Below are 20,500 nucleotides of genomic sequence, written 5' to 3'. Positions count from 1 at the left end.
TGTCCCTCCGATTTGCTCGTAGATGTGGTGTGTCCCCGGAATGGCCGGAGCAGGGTGCGTGTTGAATTTGCTGCCCTTATCCGGGCGGATTCCCTATAGGCTTCGGGTCAATCACGTGTCAAGGGAAACGCCCGGTCTCCTGATGGAAGAAAAGGCGCAGATCCATGACACGGCCACTTGTCTCGCTCTGGCGGCTTCCAGCGTTGCTTTTTTGAAAACTGTTGGATGTTGAGTCATTCTACTTTTTAGCCCGATTTGTGCGGCAGACAGCCCTCCAAGGTGAGCAGTGCCCTTTTGATGTGGAGCCCTCCGGTAAAGCCTCCCAGGGAGCCGTTTCGACCGACGACCCGGTGGCAAGGTACGACAATGGAGGTAGGGTTTTTACCACAGGCTTGCCCCACGGCCCGTGCCCCCCGAAGGCGTCCCACCCGGCGGGCGATGTCCCCATAGGAAACGGTTGTCCCGTAAGGTATTTGGCACAATTCCTTCCAGACGCTCTGCTGGAACGATGTGCCGAAAGTCCAAGAGAGCGGAATGTCGGGGTGTTTCCCCGAACCCTGGAAGTATTCCGCTAGGCCTTTGCGGGCGGCCAACGAAAAGTCATTGGGTTCCCAAACCAATTTCCCGTCCGGGAACAGTGTGTGGACAAAACGATCCGCCGCCTTCCACACTTCCGGAGGATACGATTTCTCCTCGGATTGCCGGGAATCGAGAGTCACCACATGGCAGGCGCACAGGCCTTTTGTGGTGGCTCCCGTGAGGATCCATCCCCAGGACGGTTGACAATACAGGTCCACCCAGATGCGTGTCATGGCATTTATCCTCAGTCGTCCGTGAGAAAATCCGTAATATAGGGGTTGGTTTGCATTTCTCGGCCTATCGTGGAGGTGGGTTGGTCCCCGTAGTCGTGCCCTGGCCAGACGATGGTTTCCGGAGGAAGCCGAGTGAGTTTTCGCAAGGATTCGAGGAGCTGCTCAAACGAGGCTCCCGGAAGGTCCGTTCGCCCCACGGCGCCCACAAAAAGAGTGTCCCCCGTGAAAAGGTGGCCGTCGATCAAGATGCAGCACGCTCCCGGGGTGTGACCCGGGGTGTGGATGAACTGCATCGTCAACGTCCCAAAGGTCAAAGTGTCCCCGTCGTGAACGCGCACATCCGCCGGCGGGCTGATGGGAAACCCCATGGCACGGGCAAAAGCCTGATTTTCCGGCATCTGAAAAAAATCATCGTCCAAAGCATGCATGACGATGGGGGCTCCGGTCAGTTCCTTCATGCGCTGATTCCCGCATGTATGATCCGCATGCCCGTGAGTGTTGACAATGTAACGGCAAACCGCTTTATTGGCTCGAAGCCAGGCTGCCACTTCGTCCTCGTTACCCGCTGGATCAATGAGGATTGCGTCTCCTGTGGCTTCGTCAATCACGAGATAGCAGAAGACTTCCATCATCCCGACCGGTTTTTGCAAAATCTTCATCATGCCCCCCTCTTTGGAGACCGCCAAGGCCCGGCACAATAACCGTTCTGGACTGTCTGTATTTCCCGGAAAGGTCATTACAATGGCTCAGGATGACCAGAATGTCAAAAGATCTGCACGACCTCTGACTCGACAACCACCTCTTGGTGACAAAAAACCTCCGCACCGACTTTATGTCCTGGAATGCCGGATGGAGCCCGGCGGACATTGGGATATTGCCTGTGAGGGGCTCGTGGGGTGTTGGCGAGAACCGCCTTATGTGTACCTTTTTTTGGATCGGTGGGCCGCGGAGCCCATCGTGGCATGTCTTGAGGCCAAAGGGGCAAAAGTCACGGGACATTATGAAATCAGCTATGCGCAATGGCAAAAAATTCCCGGTCGTATCTTTCTTGTGGGCCCGTTTCGGATCGTCTTCGACCCTGCGGAGAAAGAATCGGTTCCAGATTGCCACAAAACCATCGTCTTGAACCCCGGTTTGGTTTTCGGCTTGGGTGTGCATCCAACAACCCGGCTTTGTCTTAAGCTCCTTGGGAAGGTCTTTGTCCCGAACCTCATGGAAACGGTCGTTGATTTAGGCACAGGCACGGGGATTCTGGCGCTGGCGGCGGCTCGATTGGGCGCCCGTCGCGTTTTGGCTCTGGATGTCAACCCTCTCGCAGCTCAAGAAGCGGCAGGCAATATCCGGAGAAACCGGCTGCAACGGCGGATCTTTCCCATCGCCGCCGAGAATCTGGATGCCGTCGGCGGCTTCGGCACTTTGCTTCTCATGAATTTGGAATGGCCGAGCCTCTTTTCCGTATTTCAGTCTCCAGGCTGGAGGCGTTTCCGTTGGGTGTTGTGCAGCGGTTACCTGGAGGGACAAACCCGGACGGTCCAAGACGTCATGTCACCGACCCACATCATGGAGGCGGACATGCAGATGGAAGGCTGGGTGGCATCCTTCTGGGGTCGCCGATCATGAACCTCACCGAACGATCCCAAGATTCCAGCCGGTGCGACGTATAATTTCACCCCCAAAGATGAAAAGACCTCAGATCCTGCCATCCTGTGGGGTGTCGTCCCATTCTGTTCAGGAGTCGATGTCCCCCTGATGCTCACCCGTGGCGCAGGTGTTCCGGCGGGTGATGAGGACGGGTTGTTGGAAAGTGGACGAGATGTTCTCTCGGTCGGAACAGCATTTCGTGAAGAAAATTTCTTCAAGTGTTCGTTATTGACAAACTTTGGGTGGTCAAATAAAAACAATTGACCCCGATGGCTGAAGATCTCTCCTGTTCGCCCTGCCTTCCCTCCAGTTCCTGCGGCTCCAGCACCGGGATCCACTCCGCTCATGTCTCAACTGGCCAACCCTGGGTGGAGCGTTGAGCTTTTTCGATTAAATGTAGTCGGGCTCGTTTTGGAAGATCGACGGGTTTATTCGGGTGAGACGAGGAGGTTCCCATGGATTTTCAACTGACTGATGAACAGCGCATGATCAAGGAAACGGTCTACAAGTGGTCTGTCAACGAGCTGGGACCCATCCAGGAAAAGGTGGACGAGGAAGATTGGTTTCCCCCGGACTTTTTCAAGAAATGCGCAGAAATCGGAATCCTCGGCATCACGATTGACGAAAAGTACGGCGGTCTTGGGGGCGACGTCCTCATGCAGACCCTGGCGGTGGAAGAGATGAGCCGCATTTGTCCCGGTTTGGCCATGACCTACGCGGCCCATTCCAATTTGTGCATGAACAACATTCATAAGAACGCCAGCGAGAAGTTGAAAGAGAAGTATCTGCCCGCCATGGTCCGCGGTGAGAAGATCGGCGCCTTGGGCCTCACCGAGCCCAATGCGGGTTCAGACGCCATGAGTTTGCGCACGAGGGCGGAAAAGAAGGGGGATAAATACATCCTCAATGGCACGAAAATGTTCATCACCAACGGTCCCATTGCGGATGTGATCCTGGTGTATGCCAAGACGGCGCCGGAAAAAGGGGCGAAGGGGATCAGCGCGTTTATTGTCGAGAAAGACTTTCCCGGTTTTTCGGTATCCCGAAAGCTCAAAAAGTGCGGGATGCGCGGTTCTCCCACGGGTGAACTGGTTTTTGAAGACTGTGAGGTCCCGGCGGAGAATCTGGTGGGCGAAGAAAATATGGGTGTTCACGTCATGACCAGCGGGCTGGACATCGAGCGCATAGTTTTGGCCGGCGGGTCCATCGGGATGGCGCAGCAAGCATTAGATTATTCCGTGCGTTATGCTGCGGAAAGGGAACAGTTCGGCCAACCCATTGGCAAGTTTCAAATGATCCAGCAGAAGTTGGCGGACATGTATGCCCGCACGGAAGCGGCCCGGCTCCTGGTTTATCGTGCGGCGCAAGTGGCGCAGAACGCGCCTCGGGGTGGCAAGGGCACCGAGTTGACCCGCCAGGCGGCAGCGGCCATTCTTTTTGCTTCTGAGACCGCCACCTGGGTGTGCAATCAGGCGATTCAGATCCATGGCGGCTACGGCTACTGCCTCGAATTTCCCGTCCAGAAACTCTGGCGTGATGCCAAGTTGTATGAAATCGGGGCAGGGACGAACGAAATCCGCCGGATTGTGGTGGCCCGGGAACTTCTTCGTGAGGCGTTCGCCCGCGCAGGAAAAGCCTAAGATTCGGCCTTTTGTCTCCAGGTCTCTGGAAAATGTCCTCGTGGGGTGCTGTGGTTTGGAAAGTTGAGGGAGGGGGGTATGGATCAGCCCGTGGTTTTGGAAGAACGCAGAGACCAAACTGTAATTCTGACGCTGAATCGACCGGAGGTGATGAACTCGTTCAATTTTGCCATGCTCCGTGGGCTTCAGGAAAAAATCGAGGCCTTACGTTTCGATCCGGAGATTCGCGTGGTGATCATCACGGGGGCCGGGGATAAAGCCTTTTGCGCCGGAGCGGATCTGAAGGAACGGGCGACGCTCTCAGAGGTTCAGGTCAAGGAGTTCATTTTTACGATCCGAAACCTTTTTACCGCCATTGAAGACCTCCCCAAGCCGGTGATTGCCGCCGTGAACGGCGTCGCGCTGGGCGGGGGAACGGAATTGGCTTTGGCCTGCGACATTCGCATAGCGTCGGCTACGGCGACCATGGGGCTGACCGAGACGCGGCTGGCCATCATCCCCGGCGCCGGCGGTACCCAGAGGCTTCCTCGACTTGTGGGGAGGGGTAAGGCAAAGGAGCTCATCTTTACAGGGCGACGGGTTGGCGCCGAAGAGGCGTTTCAGATCGGGTTGGTGAACAAGGTGGTTCCCCTGGAAAAACTTTTGGAAGAATGCCTGGCCATGGCGGCCATGATCTGTGAAACCGGCCCCATTGCTATTCAGCAGGCCAAGTACGCCATCAACTACGGACTGGAAACGGACCTGCACACGGGCCTGGCGATTGAATCCAACGCCTATTGGATCACCATCCCAACGGAGGACCGTCTGGAAGGGCTTGCCGCTTTCCGCGAAAAGCGCAAACCCGTTTACAAGGGCAAATGATAGGGCGCTTGACCGACCCAATCCTTCGGGAAGGAAAAAGGTGACGCTATGAGCGATGCGCGAGCGGAAAACAGGGCTTTTTGGGAAAACGAAGAGCTCAAGCTGGACGAAAGGGTCTACGAAGCCATGTGGCCCGGAGGGGAGGCGGCCGTCCAGCGTCTGGCCAAACAAGGTAAACAGCCGGTGCGGCAGCTCATCCAAAAGCTGATTGATCCCGGCACGGAATTTTACGAGCTCAGCCGTTTAGCCGGTTTTGGCATGCATTATCCTGAAGTGGACGATGTGCCCTGTGGGGGTATCGTTACGGGAATCGGCAAGATCTACGGCAATTGGACCATGATCATTGCCAACGACAGCCGGGTCAAAGCCGGAACTTACTTTCCCATCACCCTGAAAAAACATCTGCGGGCTCAGGCCATTGCGGAACGGTGCGGCCTCAACTGCGTCTACATCGCCGATTCTGGAGGCGCTTTTCTGCCGATGCAGGCGGATGTGTTTCCGGACGACGGCCATTTTGGATCCATGTTCTACAATATGGCTCGCATGTCCGCCAAAGGGCTGAAGCAGATCACCCTCAGCACGGGGGGCAACACGGCCGGGGGCGCCTATATCGTCTTTATGGCCTGCCAGGCTGTGATGATCGAAAAATTAGCCTATTCCTTTCTCGGCGGCCCACCTTTGGTGAAGGCGGCGACCGGAGAAGTCATCTCCGCGGAGGATTTGGGAGGCGCCCGTGTCCACACCCAGATCTCGGGGGGTGCCGATCATTTCTGCCGAACCCAGGACGAAGCCATTGAAAAGGTTCGAGAAATCCTTTCCCTGGAACCTCCGCAGAAGCTGCATATCCATCGCTATGCCGAATCGCCCCCGGTGATTCCGGTGGAAACCATTTATGAAGAACTCCCGGCCAAGATTCATCAGGGGATCAATGTGCGGGCGGTGATCCAGGCCTTTGCCGATGACAGCCACTTTATTGAATACAAAAAGAATTATGCCCCCGGTCGGGGCGACAATATCGTCACGGGAAAAATACGGCTCAAGGGCATACCCGTCGGAATCATTGCGGCCAACGGTTTGGGGATAATTTTTGTGGAAGCGGCTCGCAAAGCCACCGAATGGATCGTGCGGTGCTGCCAGGAAAAGGTGCCGCTTCTCTTTATTCAAAGTTCTCCAGGATACATGGTGGGTTCGGAATCGGAACACATGGGGATCGGCAAATACGGCGCGGATATGGTGCGTGCCGTCTCCTGTGCCCAAGTTCCCCGGGTCCAACTGGTCATTGGGCCGGACAATGGTGCGGCCAACTATGGCATGTGCGGGCGGGCGTACAGGCCGCATTTTCTGTTCGCCACCATGAGAGCCCGGACTTCGGTGATGAGCGGGCGTTCGGCCGCCGAGGTCCTTCTTTCCATTGAGGAGCGCAAGAGGGCGGCGGAAGGCAGGCCCATGAGCGATGGAGAAAAGCAGGCTTTCCGCATGCAAATGATCGACAAATATGACGGGGAGGCCCATCCGTTTTTCTGCGGGGCCAGACTTCTTAACGACAGGGTTTTGAAGTTTCGAGAAATTCGGGACTGGCTGGCCATGGCTTTTGAGGTCAGTCTGCTTCAACCAATCGGTGATCCGGCTTTCGGCAATCTGAGGTTCTAAGGTGGGACTGAGTGTCCGAAAATGTCGGGATGATCCCGCATGGAGCCGGCGACTCCCTTTAGGGTGGGGCCACCGGAGGCGGCGTGTGTGGAGAACCGGTGGGACACGCGCCGCGGTTCGCAAGCCGTGGGGGACAGCCGATTGCACCGAGGGAACCTTTTGCAAGATGCCGAAGGTGTGAAACCGCCTCACATGCCGCCCAACGAAGGAAGCTGTGTATGGCGACCCGATCCAATCCCAATTCGATGTTCAAGGAGGACACAATATGGCAATCATGAATTATCCGAAGAAAGTGGTTTTGGGCGACATCACCGTTCGAGACGGCTTCCAACACGAAGAAAAATACATTCCTCTTGAAGCCAAGCTGTGGGTGGCCGAACAGCTGGTGCTTGCAGGTTTCCGACGCATCGAACTCACGAACTTGGGGAACCCCGCCGGAATGCCCCAGTTCAAAGACGCCGACGAGCTTTTGAAGCGTTTTCGAAACAGCAAGAAAATCGCCCACCTCCTAAAGGACGTGGAGGTCACGTGCGTGACGATCCGCGAAAAGGCCGTAGAACGCGCCATCAAAGCTCGGCAGGAAGGCTATGGCCCGGACCGGATTCTTTTCATGGTCTCCACCAGCGAATCGCACCACAAGAAGAATTCCGGGACGACTCTGGCCGAGTACTGGAAAATGTGCGAAGAGTACATCCCTAAGGCCCATGCCGTAGGGATGAAGGTCTGCGGTACGGTGAGCACCATCTGGGGCTGCCCCATCGAAGGTCCAACGGAGCTGAAAAAAGCGGTGGAATTTACCCAGCGCTGGCTGGATATCGGCGCGGACGACATCGAGCATGCCGATCACGACGGGTCGGCGCCACCCAATAAGGTTTACGAGTATTTCTCCATGATTTTGGACGCCATTCCGGATACATCCAAGCACATTGCCCACTTCCACGTGACCCGCGGCTGGGGTCTGGCCAATGTGCTGGCGGCGCTGCAGGCGGGCATCACCCATTATGAAGGCACCATGGGCGGCATCGGGGGACAGCCGGCGAACTTTGTGGATGGCGTCCCCGTCGCCGGCACGGGTTCCTATTACTACGTGGATCCCTCCATTGTCGGTTTGGTGTGCATGGAAGACATGGTGGTCATGATGGACGAAATGGGAATCGACACGGGGCTTGATGTGGACAAGGTCCTGGAAATCGGCCGCTGGGTGGAAAAGATTGTCGGCCGGCGTCTGCGCTCCGAGTGTGTGCGGACAGGACGCATTCCCAAATCCATGACCGGTCGCGGCTAGACTGAATCACTTCTCGGGGGGAGGGCGGCCCAAGTCACCTTCCCTCCTGTTTTCCATCCCATCCCGCACACCGATTCCGTTCCATAGAGGTTCATCCCGCTCTGCCGTCGTTCCCTCAAAATTGCCGTTGCCTCCGTGACCTGCCGTGCCGTATTGATGGCACGGTGACGCATCGAAGGGGGCATCCATGGATTACGGTATCCGGCGCTATGAGTCGACCCAGCGGTTGTGGTGGTTTGCTTTTCTACTCTTGTGCCTCGCGGCGGGACTACCGCTCTCCACGCAGTTGCGCTCGTGGTGTGCCGCTCCGCTTGTCACAGAATCCGTGAAACCGAAAGAAATCCTGCAAGGACTGTCCTTTTGGCTCAGCACGCCCTGGGCGTCTCAGGGTTTCATGGGACCGGCGATTTTCTACCTGGCCGGTGTGTTGGCGGCCTGTCTGATTTTTCGAAGCATATGGTTGATTTTTCAAGTGGTGGGTACGGCGCAGGTGTCTCTCGCCCTGAAAAAGCACTTGGGTTCCGGTCCCCAAGGGCGGAAACCGGCCCGGCCCGAATGGTTCATGGAAAATCCCGCCGGGGTCTTGCCTGTGGAGCGCCTGGCCAGCGAAGCCGCTCAAATCCCGTGGTCTTTTTTCTCTTTGGCGCACAAGCGTCTGCGTCTCCTGGTATCGGACGGCCGCGGGGTCCCCTCTTCCGATGAGATGGTCCATCGGGAACAGCGGCTGGAGGGCGTGGATTGGCACCTGGTGAGCTCATCTTGGAATGCGTTTCGGTCCATCAATCGGGCGCTTCCCCTCGTAGGCTTCGTCCAGTCTGCGTGGGTGTTCTACCTCTGGCTCCAGCCCGTGATGGACGGCACCCATGACGTCAGTCACAGTGCCGTCGCCGGCATCGCGAGCCTGCTCGCCCTGGTCCAAACGGTGGGGGCGGCCCTAGCCTTTGCTCTCGGCTCGGGTCTTCTGTCTCGCCTGGAAAGTCTTTATCTATCGAGGTTGGACGGGCTTTTCTACGATCAACTTCTTTCCCGTGTCCCCCTGCACAATGCGGATACCCTCCTGATTCTCAGAACCTTGGCGACCTACTTCCAGGAGATCCAGGAACGCCTCGGGAAGCTCGAAAAAGCCTTGTTGCGGGACCGTTTCTGAAACGTTCGGGACCCCGACATTCAGTGTAAGATGTCCGGCGACGATTCATCGATGGGCATGATGCCCATTTGACGCAGAAGCCGTCGGTCTCGAGGGCTTTTGGTTTTCAGCCATCGTTCGTAAATTCTCAGGATCCCTCCTGCGTGCTGTCGGCCTGACGCGTCTCCGATTTCAGCGAACAAATCGACGAGGCGCAAGAACTTCTCACTGAGCTCCTGAAAGACCCCTTCAAAGCCCCAGTCCACGATGCGAGCGGCCAGCAAAGCCTCCAAGGATCGATAGGCCGTGCTGCCGATGGCTGCGTAATAATCGATATCCACCAATCGGCGCTGAAAACTGTCGGAAAAGAAACCCGAGACGAAAAGCGTGGTATCCCCGATTTGTCTCAAGATGCGGGCCCTTTTTTGGCTGGAGACCCCATAGCTTTCCATGAGGGCTTGGGCGAAGGGTTTATCCCTTTCTCCCCATTCCGGTTCCCGAAGCGGGGTGCTTTGGGTGTATCTCGACAGCAAGTCCACTAGGTAAAATTGGGCCAGTTGGGAGATCTCCACATGGAGATCCTGCGAAGCCTTTTCCACGGCATCCTTAAAATATTCCAGGAGACTGCGGGTTTCCAACATGGACATGTGAACCTCCTTGCCGAAGACGCCTCGAAACATTCCCAAAAGGTCCCCGAATCCCTTGTGTTTCCTTACCCATGACATCGGCGGTTCGGTCACTGTCCTAAAGACTTCCGTTCTGTTTCGTGCCGACGCCTGGGGCCGCATGAGCCACTACCCCCTCACGTGGGGAGCGGGGTGCTCCACCAGCGGGTCCCTGAAAATCATGTTCCAAAAGGATGCATGGAATTACGGAATGAACCTACAATGCCCTGAAGCGCCTAAGCTGGTTGTCGTGATTGTCGAATAAATTATGACAAATGACAGGCTGGGGGATCAAGGGTGGAGCGCCCGATGTGCCACGGTGCGGAGGAAAAGATGTTTCCGTTCACCGAAACACCCTTTTCCCGCGCCTGGGGACGGCGCCCTCGGATGCACTGGGAACCGGTGTCGGACCCTCACCACGACCCACTGGGGAATGCATGCCCGGAAAGACCGGCTTGCGGAAGGCGGGGAGTGCATGGCGTGGAGCCGCCGGAATAAAGAGCTCAAGGCGTACGGTTCGGCTCGTGCGCGGCTCCTCACGTGACTGTCTTTGAGATGGGTAAGCACTCCACGAGGGGACGTGCCCCTAGGAAAAGTGAAGCCCCGTGTTTTTTTTGCGGCGCTGTCGGCCCATGATGAGACCGATCACCCAGCCGCTCAGGAGGACCAAGGCCCCCGTTAAAAACCATTTGATGTTCTGCGCGAAACGGAGACTCTCATTTTCCTGGGCCAGCCTTTTCGCCAATGCCTGGCTTTCCGCCAAGGCGGCCTGGGTCTTGTCGAATTGTTCCTTAAGACCGAGATAATCGGCCGAACCTTCTCGAAGAGCCTGATATTCCTTCTTCAGGGTCTCCAGTTCGCGAGTCGTTTTTTCCAAGGTTTCCGTAAGCTCCTTTTCCCGCGTCTGGTAACGCAACCATTGGGAATCGGATCCTGTCAGCGCCGATTTGATGGCCGTGTTTTCTTGGCGCAACTGGGCAGCCTGTTTTTCCCACGGCACCCGTTCCATGAGGTAGCGGCTGATGACCCAGCCTTCTTTGTCTTTCGCCGGGCCGTCCAAAACGCGGACAAGGACCCAGCCGGCATCATTCTTCTGCAGCACGCGGACTTCCTGGCCCGAACGGAGCATGGCGATAATCCTATGGGAACTCGAGGGGCCGCTGTGGAGTGTGATTTCAAAGGTATCCGTCACATAAGCCGCCCACGCCGTCCCCCATAGGAGGATCGTGACAGCGGCCCAAACGAGGCCACATTTGCGAAAGAGGCGATAAGAGCGGTGCACGGGGTTCCCCCTGTTGTTGTCATCACGGCACAGCCAAAAACTTCCACCGACCAGAGGCACTATAGAGGGTGCGCGGGCTTTCCCGCAAGGGAAAGGAAAGAGCTGTGCAGAGGAGCACAAAAAAGTGACAAAATTGTTCTCCGATACTGGCATTCCGTCGAGGGATGATTAACTTCACTGAGGAATGCAACCCACTGAAAAGGCTTCCTTTTGGGTTAATTTTTCACTGCAGGAGGCAGTAAGACTATGGCAAGAGCAGTCGGCATTGATTTGGGCACGACCAATTCAGTGGTGGCCGTATGGGAGAACGGGAAAGCTACGGTGATTCCCAATGCTGAGGGTTCCCGCACGACCCCATCTGTGGTGGCCTATATGGAAGACGGCCAGAGGTTGGTGGGACAGGTGGCCCGCCGACAGGCGATCCTTAACCCACAGGCCACGATAGCCTCTGCCAAGCGCTTCATCGGGCGTCGTTGGGACGAGGTGGAGGAAGAGTCAAAGATTGTCTCGTACAGGGTTGTCCGCGGTCCCAACGATGCGGTGCGGTTTGATATCCGGGGCAAACTGGTGGCGCCGGAAGAGGTGTCTGCCCAGGTTCTAAGAAAGCTTGTGGATGATGCTTCGAAATACCTGGGGGAAAAGGTCACGGAAGCGGTCATCACCGTCCCCGCGTATTTCAACGACGCCCAGCGGCAGGCAACGAAGCAGGCCGGAGAGATCGCCGGTTTAAAGGTCCTTCGCATCATCAACGAACCCACGGCGGCCGCTTTGGCTTATGGTCTCGAAAAGAAAAAGAACGAGACCATTCTGGTGTTCGACTTGGGAGGCGGCACTTTCGATGTGTCCATTCTGGACGTGGGTGACGGAATCTGTGAGGTTCGGGCGACGGCAGGAGATACGCATCTGGGGGGTGACGATTTTGACAAACGCGTGGTGGATTGGCTGTCCGAGGAGTTCCTGAAGGACACGGGAATCGATCTGAGAAAAGATCGGCAATCGCTGCAAAGGCTTTACGAAGCGGCGGAAAAAGCCAAGTGTGAGCTTTCTTCGACCATCGAAACGGAAATCAATCTGCCGTTTATCACGGCCGATGCCACAGGGCCGAAGCATTTGGTCAAGAAGCTGACCCGAGCCAAGTTTGAGGCCCTCACCCAGGACCTGGTGGAACGGTGCATGGGCCCGGTCCGACAGGCCCTTGCCGATGCCAAGCTCACGGCCAGTGACATTGATGAAGTCATCCTTGTGGGAGGCTCGACCCGCATTCCGGCCGTGCAGGAGCTGGTCAAGCGGCTGACGGGCGGGAAACAACCCAATATGAGCGTCAATCCGGACGAGGTGGTGGCTGTTGGGGCCGCCGTCCAGGCGGGGATCATTAAAGGGGATGTGGACGATGTGCTCCTGCTGGATGTGACCCCTCTGTCTTTGGGCGTGGAGACCTTGGGTGGTGTTATGACCAAACTCATTGAGCGGAACACCACCATCCCCTGCCGTCGCGAGGAGATCTTCTCGACGGCGGAAGACAACCAGACTGCCGTGGATATCGTGGTTCTCCAAGGGGAGCGGGAGATGGCCCGGGACAATCGCGTGCTCGGCAGGTTCCGCCTGGAAGGTATTCGGCCGGCGCCGCGCGGCGTGCCGCAAATCAAGGTGACCTTCGACATTGATGCGAACGGGATTTTGCACGTCACGGCGCGTGATGAAGACACGGGCAAAGAGCAGAAAGTCACGATTTCCGATTCCACCAATTTGGAAAAGAGTGAAGTGGAGCGCATGCTGCGGGAGGCTCAGGCGCATGCCGCCGAGGATCGTCGGCGCCGAGAGACCGTCGACGCGCGCAACCATCTGGATTCTCTGGTTTACCAGCTGGAACGCACCCTGAAGGATCTCGGCGACAAGGTGCCGCTGCATGAAAAGGCCCGATGTGAACGGTTGATTGAAGATGCCCGTAAGGCTGTTGCTGATGAGGGCTTTACCAAAGAGGGATACCAATCTCTGGCAGGTGATGTGCAACAAGCGTTGCACGGATTGGCGGCTTCGGCCTACCAGAAAGCCAGTGCATCGGCTCAAGGGGCTGACTCTCAGGGTGCAGCGAAGGCTCGCTCGCGGGCTAAGGACGACGACGTCATCGACGCGGAATTTACGGAAAAATGAGGTGTCCGGAGACAGTGAGCCGCCGGAGGTGGCGTGAACCGGGGCGCACCACCGTGCGCCCTGTTTTTTCGCCTTTTTTTCTTTAGAGTGATAAAGAAAAGCTTAAAGACAAGATCTTGGCCCGCATCGGGCTTATCCTGCAAGAACGAACAAACCGAGGTGGCATCCCATGGCTGTCAAGTTTCGAGATTACTACGAAGTTCTCGGGGTTTCTCGAACGGCGAGTCAGGAAGAGATTCAGCGGGCCTATCGGAAGTTGGCGCGCAAATACCATCCGGACGTCAATAAGGATCCAGGCGCCGAGGAAAAGTTCAAAGAAATCAACGAAGCCTATGAAGTTCTCAAAGATCCGGAAAAGCGAGCCAAGTACGACCAATTGGGGAGCCATTGGCGTGCCGGTCAGGATTTTCGGCCACCTCCGGGCTGGGAGGCGCATTTCGATTTTGGCGGCGGGCCGGGGCAACAGGAGTTTTTCTGGTCCGGAAGCGGAGATTTCAGCGACTTTTTCGAGATGCTTTTCGGGGGGCAGACCTTTCGACGGGCGCAAGCGGCCGGACGCTCTCGGGCCGGTGCCACATGGAGACAGCCGGGAGCCGATCGCCACGCGACCCTGCGCATCTCTCTGGAAGACGCTTTCTGCGGCGCCACCCGAAGCATCACTTTGCAGGGAATGAGCACGGCCATCGATGGGAGTGTGCGACCCGAAGTCAAGAATCTCGAGGTCAAGATTCCCCGAGGTATTCTCCCCGGGCAAAAGATTCGACTCGCCGGGCAAGGGTTTGAAGGCGTAGGCGGGGGACCCTCAGGGGACTTGTACCTTGAGGTCGAAATTGAACCCCATCCCGTGTATCGGCTGGAGGGTCGGGATCTCTTCATGGATCTCCCCGTGTCTCCATGGGAAGCGGCTTTGGGGGCCGAAGTTTCCGTGAAGACTTTAGGGGGAGCTTTTTCCCTGAAAATCCCCGCGGGTTCGCAGTCCGGGCAGAAGTTGCGTCTGAGAGGAAAAGGCATGCCCAATCCTAAAGGCGGTGCGGGGGATCTTTACGCGGTCTTGAAGATCGTTGTCCCGAAAAAACTCACCCGTGAAGAAAAGGTTCTCTTTGAAAAACTGATGGAGACATCGACTTTTGACCCTCGAGCTTAACGCAGCGCAGCACCGGCGTGGTTATTTCCCCATGCCCCTGAGGTTTTTATCGGGGGGTGAAAAGATCCACGGCGAAAAGCTGCACCTCCTGTTTTGCTCGAAACCAGGGGGTGGGCTGTTGTGAGGGTGTGGGCAACAACGAGAGGCGAAAGGATAGGGTGGTCAACCGGGCTCAGGATCCCGAGGTGGGTATCCGGGCGATATTGTGAGGAGGCGGCGTCATGGTGGAAAGACGCTACGGCATTGTGCTCAAGAAGTGGCCCCGAGATCCGGGCCTGTGGGAACTGACCTTGCCACAGCTGGCATCCTTGTGTGGAGTCCATCCGGATCTTATCGTTCGATTCGTCAAGCTGGGGCTCTTGGATCCGTTGGAAGAGCAGGCCGGAGTGCCACGATTGTTCGAGCGGTCCGCGGTCGACGTGGTGCTCAAAATCCTTAGACTTCGTCGGGACTTAGGGATCAATTACGCGGGGATCGGCGTGGTGCTTGAATTGATGCACCGCATTGACGTCTTGGAGGCTCGAGTTCGCGAGCTGGAAAGTCAAATGATCGGCCGGTGTTCGGACCGGCCGTGGCCATAAAAAAAATGAGGAGGAAAGCGATGGACCTCAACAAATTCACCATCAAATCTCAGGAAGCCTTGCAATCGGCTCAGACAAAGGCCGTGAAATACGGACACGTGGAAGTGGACGGGGAACATCTCCTCGTGGCACTTTTGGAACAGCCCGAGGGGTTGGTGCCTCGAGTGCTCAAAAGGATGGATGTTTCCCTGAACGCCGTCGTCGAAGATTTGGTCAAGGAACTGGAAAAAAAACCGAGGGTGAGCGGCCCCGGGGCAGAACCCGGCAAAGTCTACATCACCCAGCGACTCAATAAACTTTTGGTCAAGGCGCAAGAGGAGGCCCGTCATCTCAAGGACGAATACGTTTCGGTCGAGCACCTTCTTCTTGCTTTCGTGGAGGAAGGCCCGACGACGCCCGCTGGGCGAATCCTCCAAAAGCATGGGGTAACCCGGGACGCCGTGCTCAAAGCTTTGACGGCCGTTCGGGGGCATCAGCGGGTGACCTCGGCGGCACCGGAATCCACTTACGAGGCCCTTCAGAAGTACGGTCGGGACTTGGTGCAGGAGGCGCGCAGCGGCAAACTGGATCCCGTGATCGGTCGTGACGGCGAAATCCGGCGCGTCGTTCGGATTCTCAGCCGAAAGACAAAGAATAATCCTGTGCTTATCGGTGAGCCGGGTGTGGGCAAAACGGCCATCGTGGAGGGTTTGGCCCACCGAATTGTGCGCGGTGACGTCCCCGAAGGGCTGAAAGACAAGACGATCTACGCTTTGGACCTCGGGGCTTTAGTGGCCGGGGCCAAGTATCGTGGTGAATTCGAAGAACGCCTGAAGGCCGTACTCCAAGAAATCAAGGAATCTGAAGGGAGGATCCTGCTCTTTATCGATGAGCTTCACAACATCGTCGGTGCCGGAAAGGCGGAAGGGGCTATGGATGCCGGCAATATGCTCAAACCCATGCTGGCCCGCGGCGAACTCCATTGTATCGGTGCCACGACTCTGGATGAATACCGCAAGTACATTGAGAAGGATGCCGCCTTGGAGCGCCGTTTCCAGCCGGTTTTGGTGGATCAGCCTTCGGTGGAAGATACCATCTCTATTCTCCGCGGCTTAAAGGAGCGTTTCGAAGTCCACCATGGTGTGAAGATTCAGGACAGTGCCTTGGTGGCCGCGGCTGTTTTGTCCAACCGCTACATCACTGAACGGTTCTTGCCGGATAAGGCCATCGATCTTGTGGATGAGGCCTGTGCCATGATCCGGACCGAAATCGATTCCATGCCGGCGGAGCTGGACGAAGTGACTCGGCGCGTGATGCAGCTGGAAATCGAAGAGGCGGCCCTGAAAAAGGAACGGGACAAGGCCAGTCAGGAGCGCCTGGAGAACCTTCGGAAGGAATTGGCTGACCTTCGGGAAAAGGCCAACGCCATGAGGGCGCAGTGGGAGGCGGAGAAAGAGGCCATTAAGAGGGTTCAGGCCCTCCGGGAAGAGATCGAGAAGGTCCGTCATCAGATCGAAATCGCCGAACGTCAGTACGACCTGAATCGTGCGGCGGAACTCAAGCATGGCCGGCTGCCGGAACTCGACCGCCAGCTCAAGGCCGAAGAGGAAAGATTGAGCGCCCAGCAAGGGGGCAACAGGCTCTTGAGGGAGGAAGTGACGGAGGAAGAGATTGCCGAAATTGTCTCCCGATGGACAGGGATTCCGGTGACCCGCCTTGTGGAAGGTGAACGGGAAAAGCTGCTCAAGCTCGACGCCGTGCTCCATCGACGCGTGGTGGGGCAGGACGAAGCCGTTCAGCTCGTGGCTGACGCCGTGCTGCGAGCCCGCTCCGGGATCAAGGACCCGCGACGTCCCATCGGTTCGTTCATTTTCCTTGGGCCCACCGGCGTGGGCAAAACGGAGTTGGCCAAGACATTGGCCGAGGCTCTCTTCGATTCCGAAGACAATTTGGTCCGGATCGATATGAGCGAATACATGGAGAAGCACACGGTGTCCCGCCTCATCGGGGCGCCGCCGGGATACGTGGGCTACGAGGAAGGCGGCCAGTTGACCGAAGCCGTGCGTCGCAAACCGTATAGCGTGATCCTTTTCGACGAAATCGAAAAAGCCCACCACGATGTGTTTAACGTGCTCCTGCAAATCCTCGACGACGGTCGCCTGACGGACGCTCAGGGCCGCACAGTGGATTTCAAGAACACGGTCATCATCATGACAAGCAACATCGGGTCCCAATATCTCCTGGACGGCATCACAGATCGTGGGGAGATTCGAGAGCACGCCCGCGAAAAGGTCATGGCGGATCTGCGTCGCCATTTCCGGCCCGAATTCTTGAACCGGGTGGACGACATCGTCCTTTTTAAACCTCTGACCTTGGAAGAGGTCAAGAGCATCGTGGATTTGCTCACCAAAGACCTGGAGCGGCGCCTCAAGGACCGTCGCATTCGTCTGGAGATCAGCGATTCCGCACGGGAGTGGCTCGCCCGGACGGGCTACGATCCGGTCTATGGCGCTCGGCCGCTCAAGAGGCTTTTGCAGCGAGAGTTGGAAACCCGGATTGGGCGGGCTCTCATTGCGGGCGACATCTTGGAAGGGGCGACCATCCATGTCAATGTGGGAGACGGCGGCTTGGTTGTCTCCCACACCAACCCGGTCAACGCCGATGCTGCGTAAATGCCGCAACGTCATGGGAAGGTCCGGGCGGTTTCGGCGTTCTGATGGGTCTGAACGCCCGTTCGCGGGGGGCTGGTCATGAAAGATATTTCCGTGGCGATGAATGCCCAATACATTGAAGAGCAATACCGGCGATGGAAGGCGGATCCTCAGAGTGTGCCCGAAGACTGGCGATGGTTTTTTCGAGGTTTCGAGCTGGGAGCGGCCGGGGAAGCCGTAAAGGAGGCGGCCCCTGCCCCCAGCCCCGACGATATCCTTCGTCAGGTGCGTGTCGCGGAGCTTGTCCGACGCTATCGGGAATTGGGCCACCTTCTGGCTTGTTTGGACCCTTTGCTGGAATCCTGTGCGCTGGAACATCCCCTGCTGGCCTTGGAAGCGTTCGGCTTGGAGCCGGCGGACTTGGAAAGGGTTTTTCACATCCCGGACATTTTCTTTGGGGGGGCTCCACCGGCAAAAGACGCCGTGCAGGAGGGCAAAGACGATGACCCCCGGCAGACGACCGACGCCCAGGATGACGTCCTTTCCAGAAGCGTGGGCCGCGGTCTCGGGACCATGGCCGATCAGGTGTCCTCTCCCGACCTCCTCGGGAACAGACTTCCCCTTCGGGACGTGGTGGCTTTCCTGAGGGAAACTTACTGCGGTTCGGTGGGCGTGGAATTCATGCACCTTCTTGATCCCGACGAGCGTCGATGGCTTCAGGAGCGCATGGAGTCCTCCCGGAATCGGCCATCCATGTCGGCTGCAGAGCGCCTTCGGATTCTGGAAAAACTTTGGCAGGCAAACCGTTTTGAGCAGTTTCTGCACAAGACCTACCTGGGGCAAAAGCGTTTTTCGCTGGAAGGGGCGGAGACCGTGGTCCCCATGCTGGACGAGCTCATCCGACACGCAGCGGCCCAGGGGTGCGACACCATGGTCTTCGGCATGGCCCATCGTGGCCGGCTCAACGTGCAGGTGAACGTTCTGGGAAAACCGCCTGCTGCCGTTTTTTCGGAGTTTGAAGAAAGCTGCGATACAGAATCGCAAACGGGCAGCGGAGACGTCAAATATCATAAAGGATTCAAGGGGTGGGTGGACGCCTCAGGAGATGGTGCGAAAAAGGTCAGGACGATCCTGGTCCCCAACCCGAGCCATTTGGAATCCGTGGACCCGGTGGTGGAGGGCTTGACCAGAGCGCTCCAGGATGTTCGCGGACAAGAAGGCACCCGTCGGGTTCTTCCCGTGCTGATGCATGGGGATGCCGCTTTCGCCGGCCAAGGGGTGGTCTACGAAACCATGAATTTTTCCCAGCTCCCCGGATATCGCACCGGTGGCACCATTCACATCGTCATCAACAACCAAATCGGGTTCACCACCGTCCCCGAAGAAGCTCGGTCCACACGATACGCCACCGATGTGGCCAAAATGCTCCCGGCTCCCATCTTCCACGTCCACGGGGAAGACCCGGAGGCCGCCCTGCATGTCATTCGGTTGGCCTGCGATTATCGGTACCGGTACGGAAAGGATGTGGTCATCGACGTGGTGTGTTATCGCCGCTACGGGCATAACGAAGGGGATGAACCCTATTATACGCAGCCGACCATGGTGGAAAGGGTCCGCAAACGTCCTCCGGTCAATGAGCTGTACGGCGCGCGGCTGCAAAAGGAGGGCATAATCACGGCACAAGACGTCCAAGAGTTGGATCGAAGAATTTTGTCCGCCTTGGAAAGTGCCCTGGCGGAGGCTCGAAGCGTCGGCTGCGTCCTGGTTCAGGACGAGCCCTTAGAAACCTGGACGGCACCGGCGGCAATGAAGCCACAAGGGGTTTCCCCGGGCACAACCGGGGTATCTTCGGAAAGGCTTTTGGCCATTGCCCGGGCTGCGCACACCTACCCGCCGGGATTTCATGTGAACCCGAAGTTGGAAAAGATTCTCGAAAAACGGCGCGAAAAAGTAGAAGAGGGCAAAGATTTGGATTGGTCCACAGGGGAACTCTTGGCTATAGGATCCCTTCTCCTGGAAGGCCATCCGGTGCGTCTGAGCGGTCAGGATAGCGCCCGAGGGACTTTCAGCCACCGGCACGCGGTCTTGTACGATGTTCGGACCGAAGAAACCTATGTGCCCCTTAATCACTTGGCTCCCGATCAAGCCTTCTTCGCTGTGTACAATAGCAGCCTGTCCGAATACGCCGTTTTGGGCTTTGAGTATGGATACTCCCTGCGTGATCCATCAACATTGGTTCTGTGGGAGGCTCAATTCGGAGACTTTGCCAACAATGCCCAAACCGTCATCGATCAGTATGTGAGCGCTGCGGAAGCCAAGTGGCGGTTGCCCAGCGCCCTGGTCATGCTTTTGCCCCACGGTTATGAAGGGATGGGTCCGGAACACTCCAGCGCTCGTTTGGAACGCTACCTCCAACTGTGCGCCCAAGACAATCTGCGGGTTTGTCAGCCCACCACGCCGGTTCAGTTTTTCCATCTGTTGAGACGGCAAGTCCACCATCCCGAAAAAAAGCCCCTGGTCGTCATGACGCCCAAAAGCTTGCTTCGTCACCCCAGAGCGGTCTCCGACTTGGCGGCGTTTGTCCAGGGACGTTTTGAACCGGTCGTGGATGATCTTCAAGGTTCTGCATCGGCTGTGGTCGGTGTCTTGTGCACAGGGAAAATTTTCTATGACCTGGAGGCGCATCGGGAAAAACTCCAACGGGACGACGTCGTCCTGGTGCGGGTAGAGGAAATCTATCCCTTCCCGGAAGAGGCGCTGACTGCTGTTTTCTCCAAATACAATGGCGTGCGGCACTGGGTTTGGGCGCAGGAAGAGCCGCGAAACATGGGCGCGTGGGCGTTTGTGTGCCCGCGGCTTGAAAAGCTTCTCGGGGATAAACCGATTTATATCGGTCGGCCGGCATCGGCCAGTCCCGCGACGGGGTTTCATCGACGCCATAAAGAAGAACAAGAGCACCTTGTGGCCGAAGTTTTTCGAAGGCCATGAACATTTTCCCCCAAGACGGGTTTGGCGCCGACAAAGGAGGTCTT

General features: G+C 57.2%; 15 protein-coding genes. 11 read left to right on the top strand and 4 right to left on the bottom strand.

The window, feature by feature from the left end; genetic code table 11:
* Nucleotides 1-245: 245 nt before the first annotated feature.
* Both ACZ5K9_RS06470 and ACZ5K9_RS06465 read right to left on the bottom strand, forming a co-directional pair.
* Nucleotides 246-812, bottom strand: a complete 567-nt coding sequence (locus ACZ5K9_RS06470; protein ID WP_464273611.1) for a methylated-DNA--[protein]-cysteine S-methyltransferase — start codon at nucleotides 810-812, stop codon at nucleotides 246-248.
* A gap of 11 nt (nucleotides 813-823) precedes the next feature.
* The gene (locus ACZ5K9_RS06465) at nucleotides 824-1,474 is read right to left on the bottom strand and encodes an MBL fold metallo-hydrolase (protein WP_464273610.1); all 651 of its coding nucleotides are present in this window, start codon (nucleotides 1,472-1,474) and stop codon (nucleotides 824-826) included.
* Nucleotides 1,475-1,661: 187 nt separating this feature from the next.
* On the opposite strand from ACZ5K9_RS06465, the gene ACZ5K9_RS06460 reads away from it, so the two are divergent.
* The 6 genes from ACZ5K9_RS06460 (at nucleotide 1,662) to ACZ5K9_RS06435 (ending at nucleotide 9,036) form a co-directional block, all read left to right on the top strand.
* The gene (locus tag ACZ5K9_RS06460; protein ID WP_464273609.1) at nucleotides 1,662-2,432 is read left to right on the top strand and encodes a 50S ribosomal protein L11 methyltransferase; all 771 of its coding nucleotides are present in this window, start codon (nucleotides 1,662-1,664) and stop codon (nucleotides 2,430-2,432) included.
* Nucleotides 2,433-2,908: 476 nt separating this feature from the next.
* Nucleotides 2,909-4,093: an acyl-CoA dehydrogenase family protein gene (locus tag ACZ5K9_RS06455; RefSeq protein ID WP_464273608.1), complete on the top strand. Its 1,185-nt coding sequence runs from the start codon at nucleotides 2,909-2,911 to the stop codon at nucleotides 4,091-4,093.
* A 78-nt stretch (nucleotides 4,094-4,171) separates the two neighbouring features.
* A complete protein-coding gene (locus ACZ5K9_RS06450) occupies nucleotides 4,172-4,954 on the top strand; it encodes an enoyl-CoA hydratase (protein ID WP_464273607.1) in 783 nt (260 codons plus the stop codon).
* Nucleotides 4,955-5,002: 48 nt separating this feature from the next.
* Entirely contained in the window at nucleotides 5,003-6,604 is a 1,602-nt protein-coding gene (locus ACZ5K9_RS06445) for an acyl-CoA carboxylase subunit beta (protein WP_464273606.1), read from the top strand.
* 265 nt (nucleotides 6,605-6,869) lie between these two features.
* Nucleotides 6,870-7,889 carry a beta/alpha barrel domain-containing protein gene (locus tag ACZ5K9_RS06440; RefSeq protein ID WP_464273605.1) on the top strand — a complete coding sequence of 340 codons (1,020 nt, stop codon included), beginning with the start codon at nucleotides 6,870-6,872 and terminating at the stop codon, nucleotides 7,887-7,889.
* Nucleotides 7,890-8,076: 187 nt separating this feature from the next.
* The gene (locus ACZ5K9_RS06435; protein WP_464273604.1) at nucleotides 8,077-9,036 is read left to right on the top strand and encodes a hypothetical protein; all 960 of its coding nucleotides are present in this window, start codon (nucleotides 8,077-8,079) and stop codon (nucleotides 9,034-9,036) included.
* Nucleotides 9,037-9,056: 20 nt separating this feature from the next.
* On the opposite strand, the gene ACZ5K9_RS06430 is transcribed toward ACZ5K9_RS06435, so the two are convergent.
* Together ACZ5K9_RS06430 and ACZ5K9_RS06425 are read right to left on the bottom strand one after the other, a co-directional pair.
* Nucleotides 9,057-9,662, bottom strand: coding sequence for a hypothetical protein (locus tag ACZ5K9_RS06430; RefSeq protein ID WP_464273603.1), 606 nt, complete (start codon nucleotides 9,660-9,662; stop codon nucleotides 9,057-9,059).
* A gap of 604 nt (nucleotides 9,663-10,266) precedes the next feature.
* Nucleotides 10,267-10,962 carry a TIGR04211 family SH3 domain-containing protein gene (locus ACZ5K9_RS06425; protein ID WP_464273602.1) on the bottom strand — a complete coding sequence of 232 codons (696 nt, stop codon included), beginning with the start codon at nucleotides 10,960-10,962 and terminating at the stop codon, nucleotides 10,267-10,269.
* Nucleotides 10,963-11,208: 246 nt separating this feature from the next.
* On the opposite strand from ACZ5K9_RS06425, the gene dnaK reads away from it, so the two are divergent.
* The 5 genes from dnaK (at nucleotide 11,209) to ACZ5K9_RS06400 (ending at nucleotide 20,456) form a co-directional block, all read left to right on the top strand.
* Nucleotides 11,209-13,113 (top strand): molecular chaperone DnaK, encoded by a 1,905-nt coding sequence (gene dnaK, locus ACZ5K9_RS06420; protein ID WP_464273601.1) that lies wholly within the window; start codon nucleotides 11,209-11,211, stop codon nucleotides 13,111-13,113.
* A gap of 169 nt (nucleotides 13,114-13,282) precedes the next feature.
* Nucleotides 13,283-14,257 carry a DnaJ C-terminal domain-containing protein gene (locus ACZ5K9_RS06415; RefSeq protein ID WP_464273600.1) on the top strand — a complete coding sequence of 325 codons (975 nt, stop codon included), beginning with the start codon at nucleotides 13,283-13,285 and terminating at the stop codon, nucleotides 14,255-14,257.
* A gap of 221 nt (nucleotides 14,258-14,478) precedes the next feature.
* Complete coding sequence (locus tag ACZ5K9_RS06410; protein ID WP_464273599.1) at nucleotides 14,479-14,838, top strand: chaperone modulator CbpM; 360 nt, start codon at nucleotides 14,479-14,481, stop codon at nucleotides 14,836-14,838.
* Between the two features lie 20 nt (nucleotides 14,839-14,858).
* Nucleotides 14,859-17,489 carry an ATP-dependent chaperone ClpB gene (gene clpB / locus ACZ5K9_RS06405; RefSeq protein WP_464273598.1) on the top strand — a complete coding sequence of 877 codons (2,631 nt, stop codon included), beginning with the start codon at nucleotides 14,859-14,861 and terminating at the stop codon, nucleotides 17,487-17,489.
* Nucleotides 17,490-17,567: 78 nt separating this feature from the next.
* A complete protein-coding gene (locus ACZ5K9_RS06400; protein WP_464273597.1) occupies nucleotides 17,568-20,456 on the top strand; it encodes a 2-oxoglutarate dehydrogenase E1 component in 2,889 nt (962 codons plus the stop codon).
* Nucleotides 20,457-20,500: the final 44 nt, after the last annotated feature.

This window comes from Desulfosoma profundi (assembly GCF_055387865.1).
This window is presented reverse-complemented; position numbering and strand designations above follow the sequence as displayed.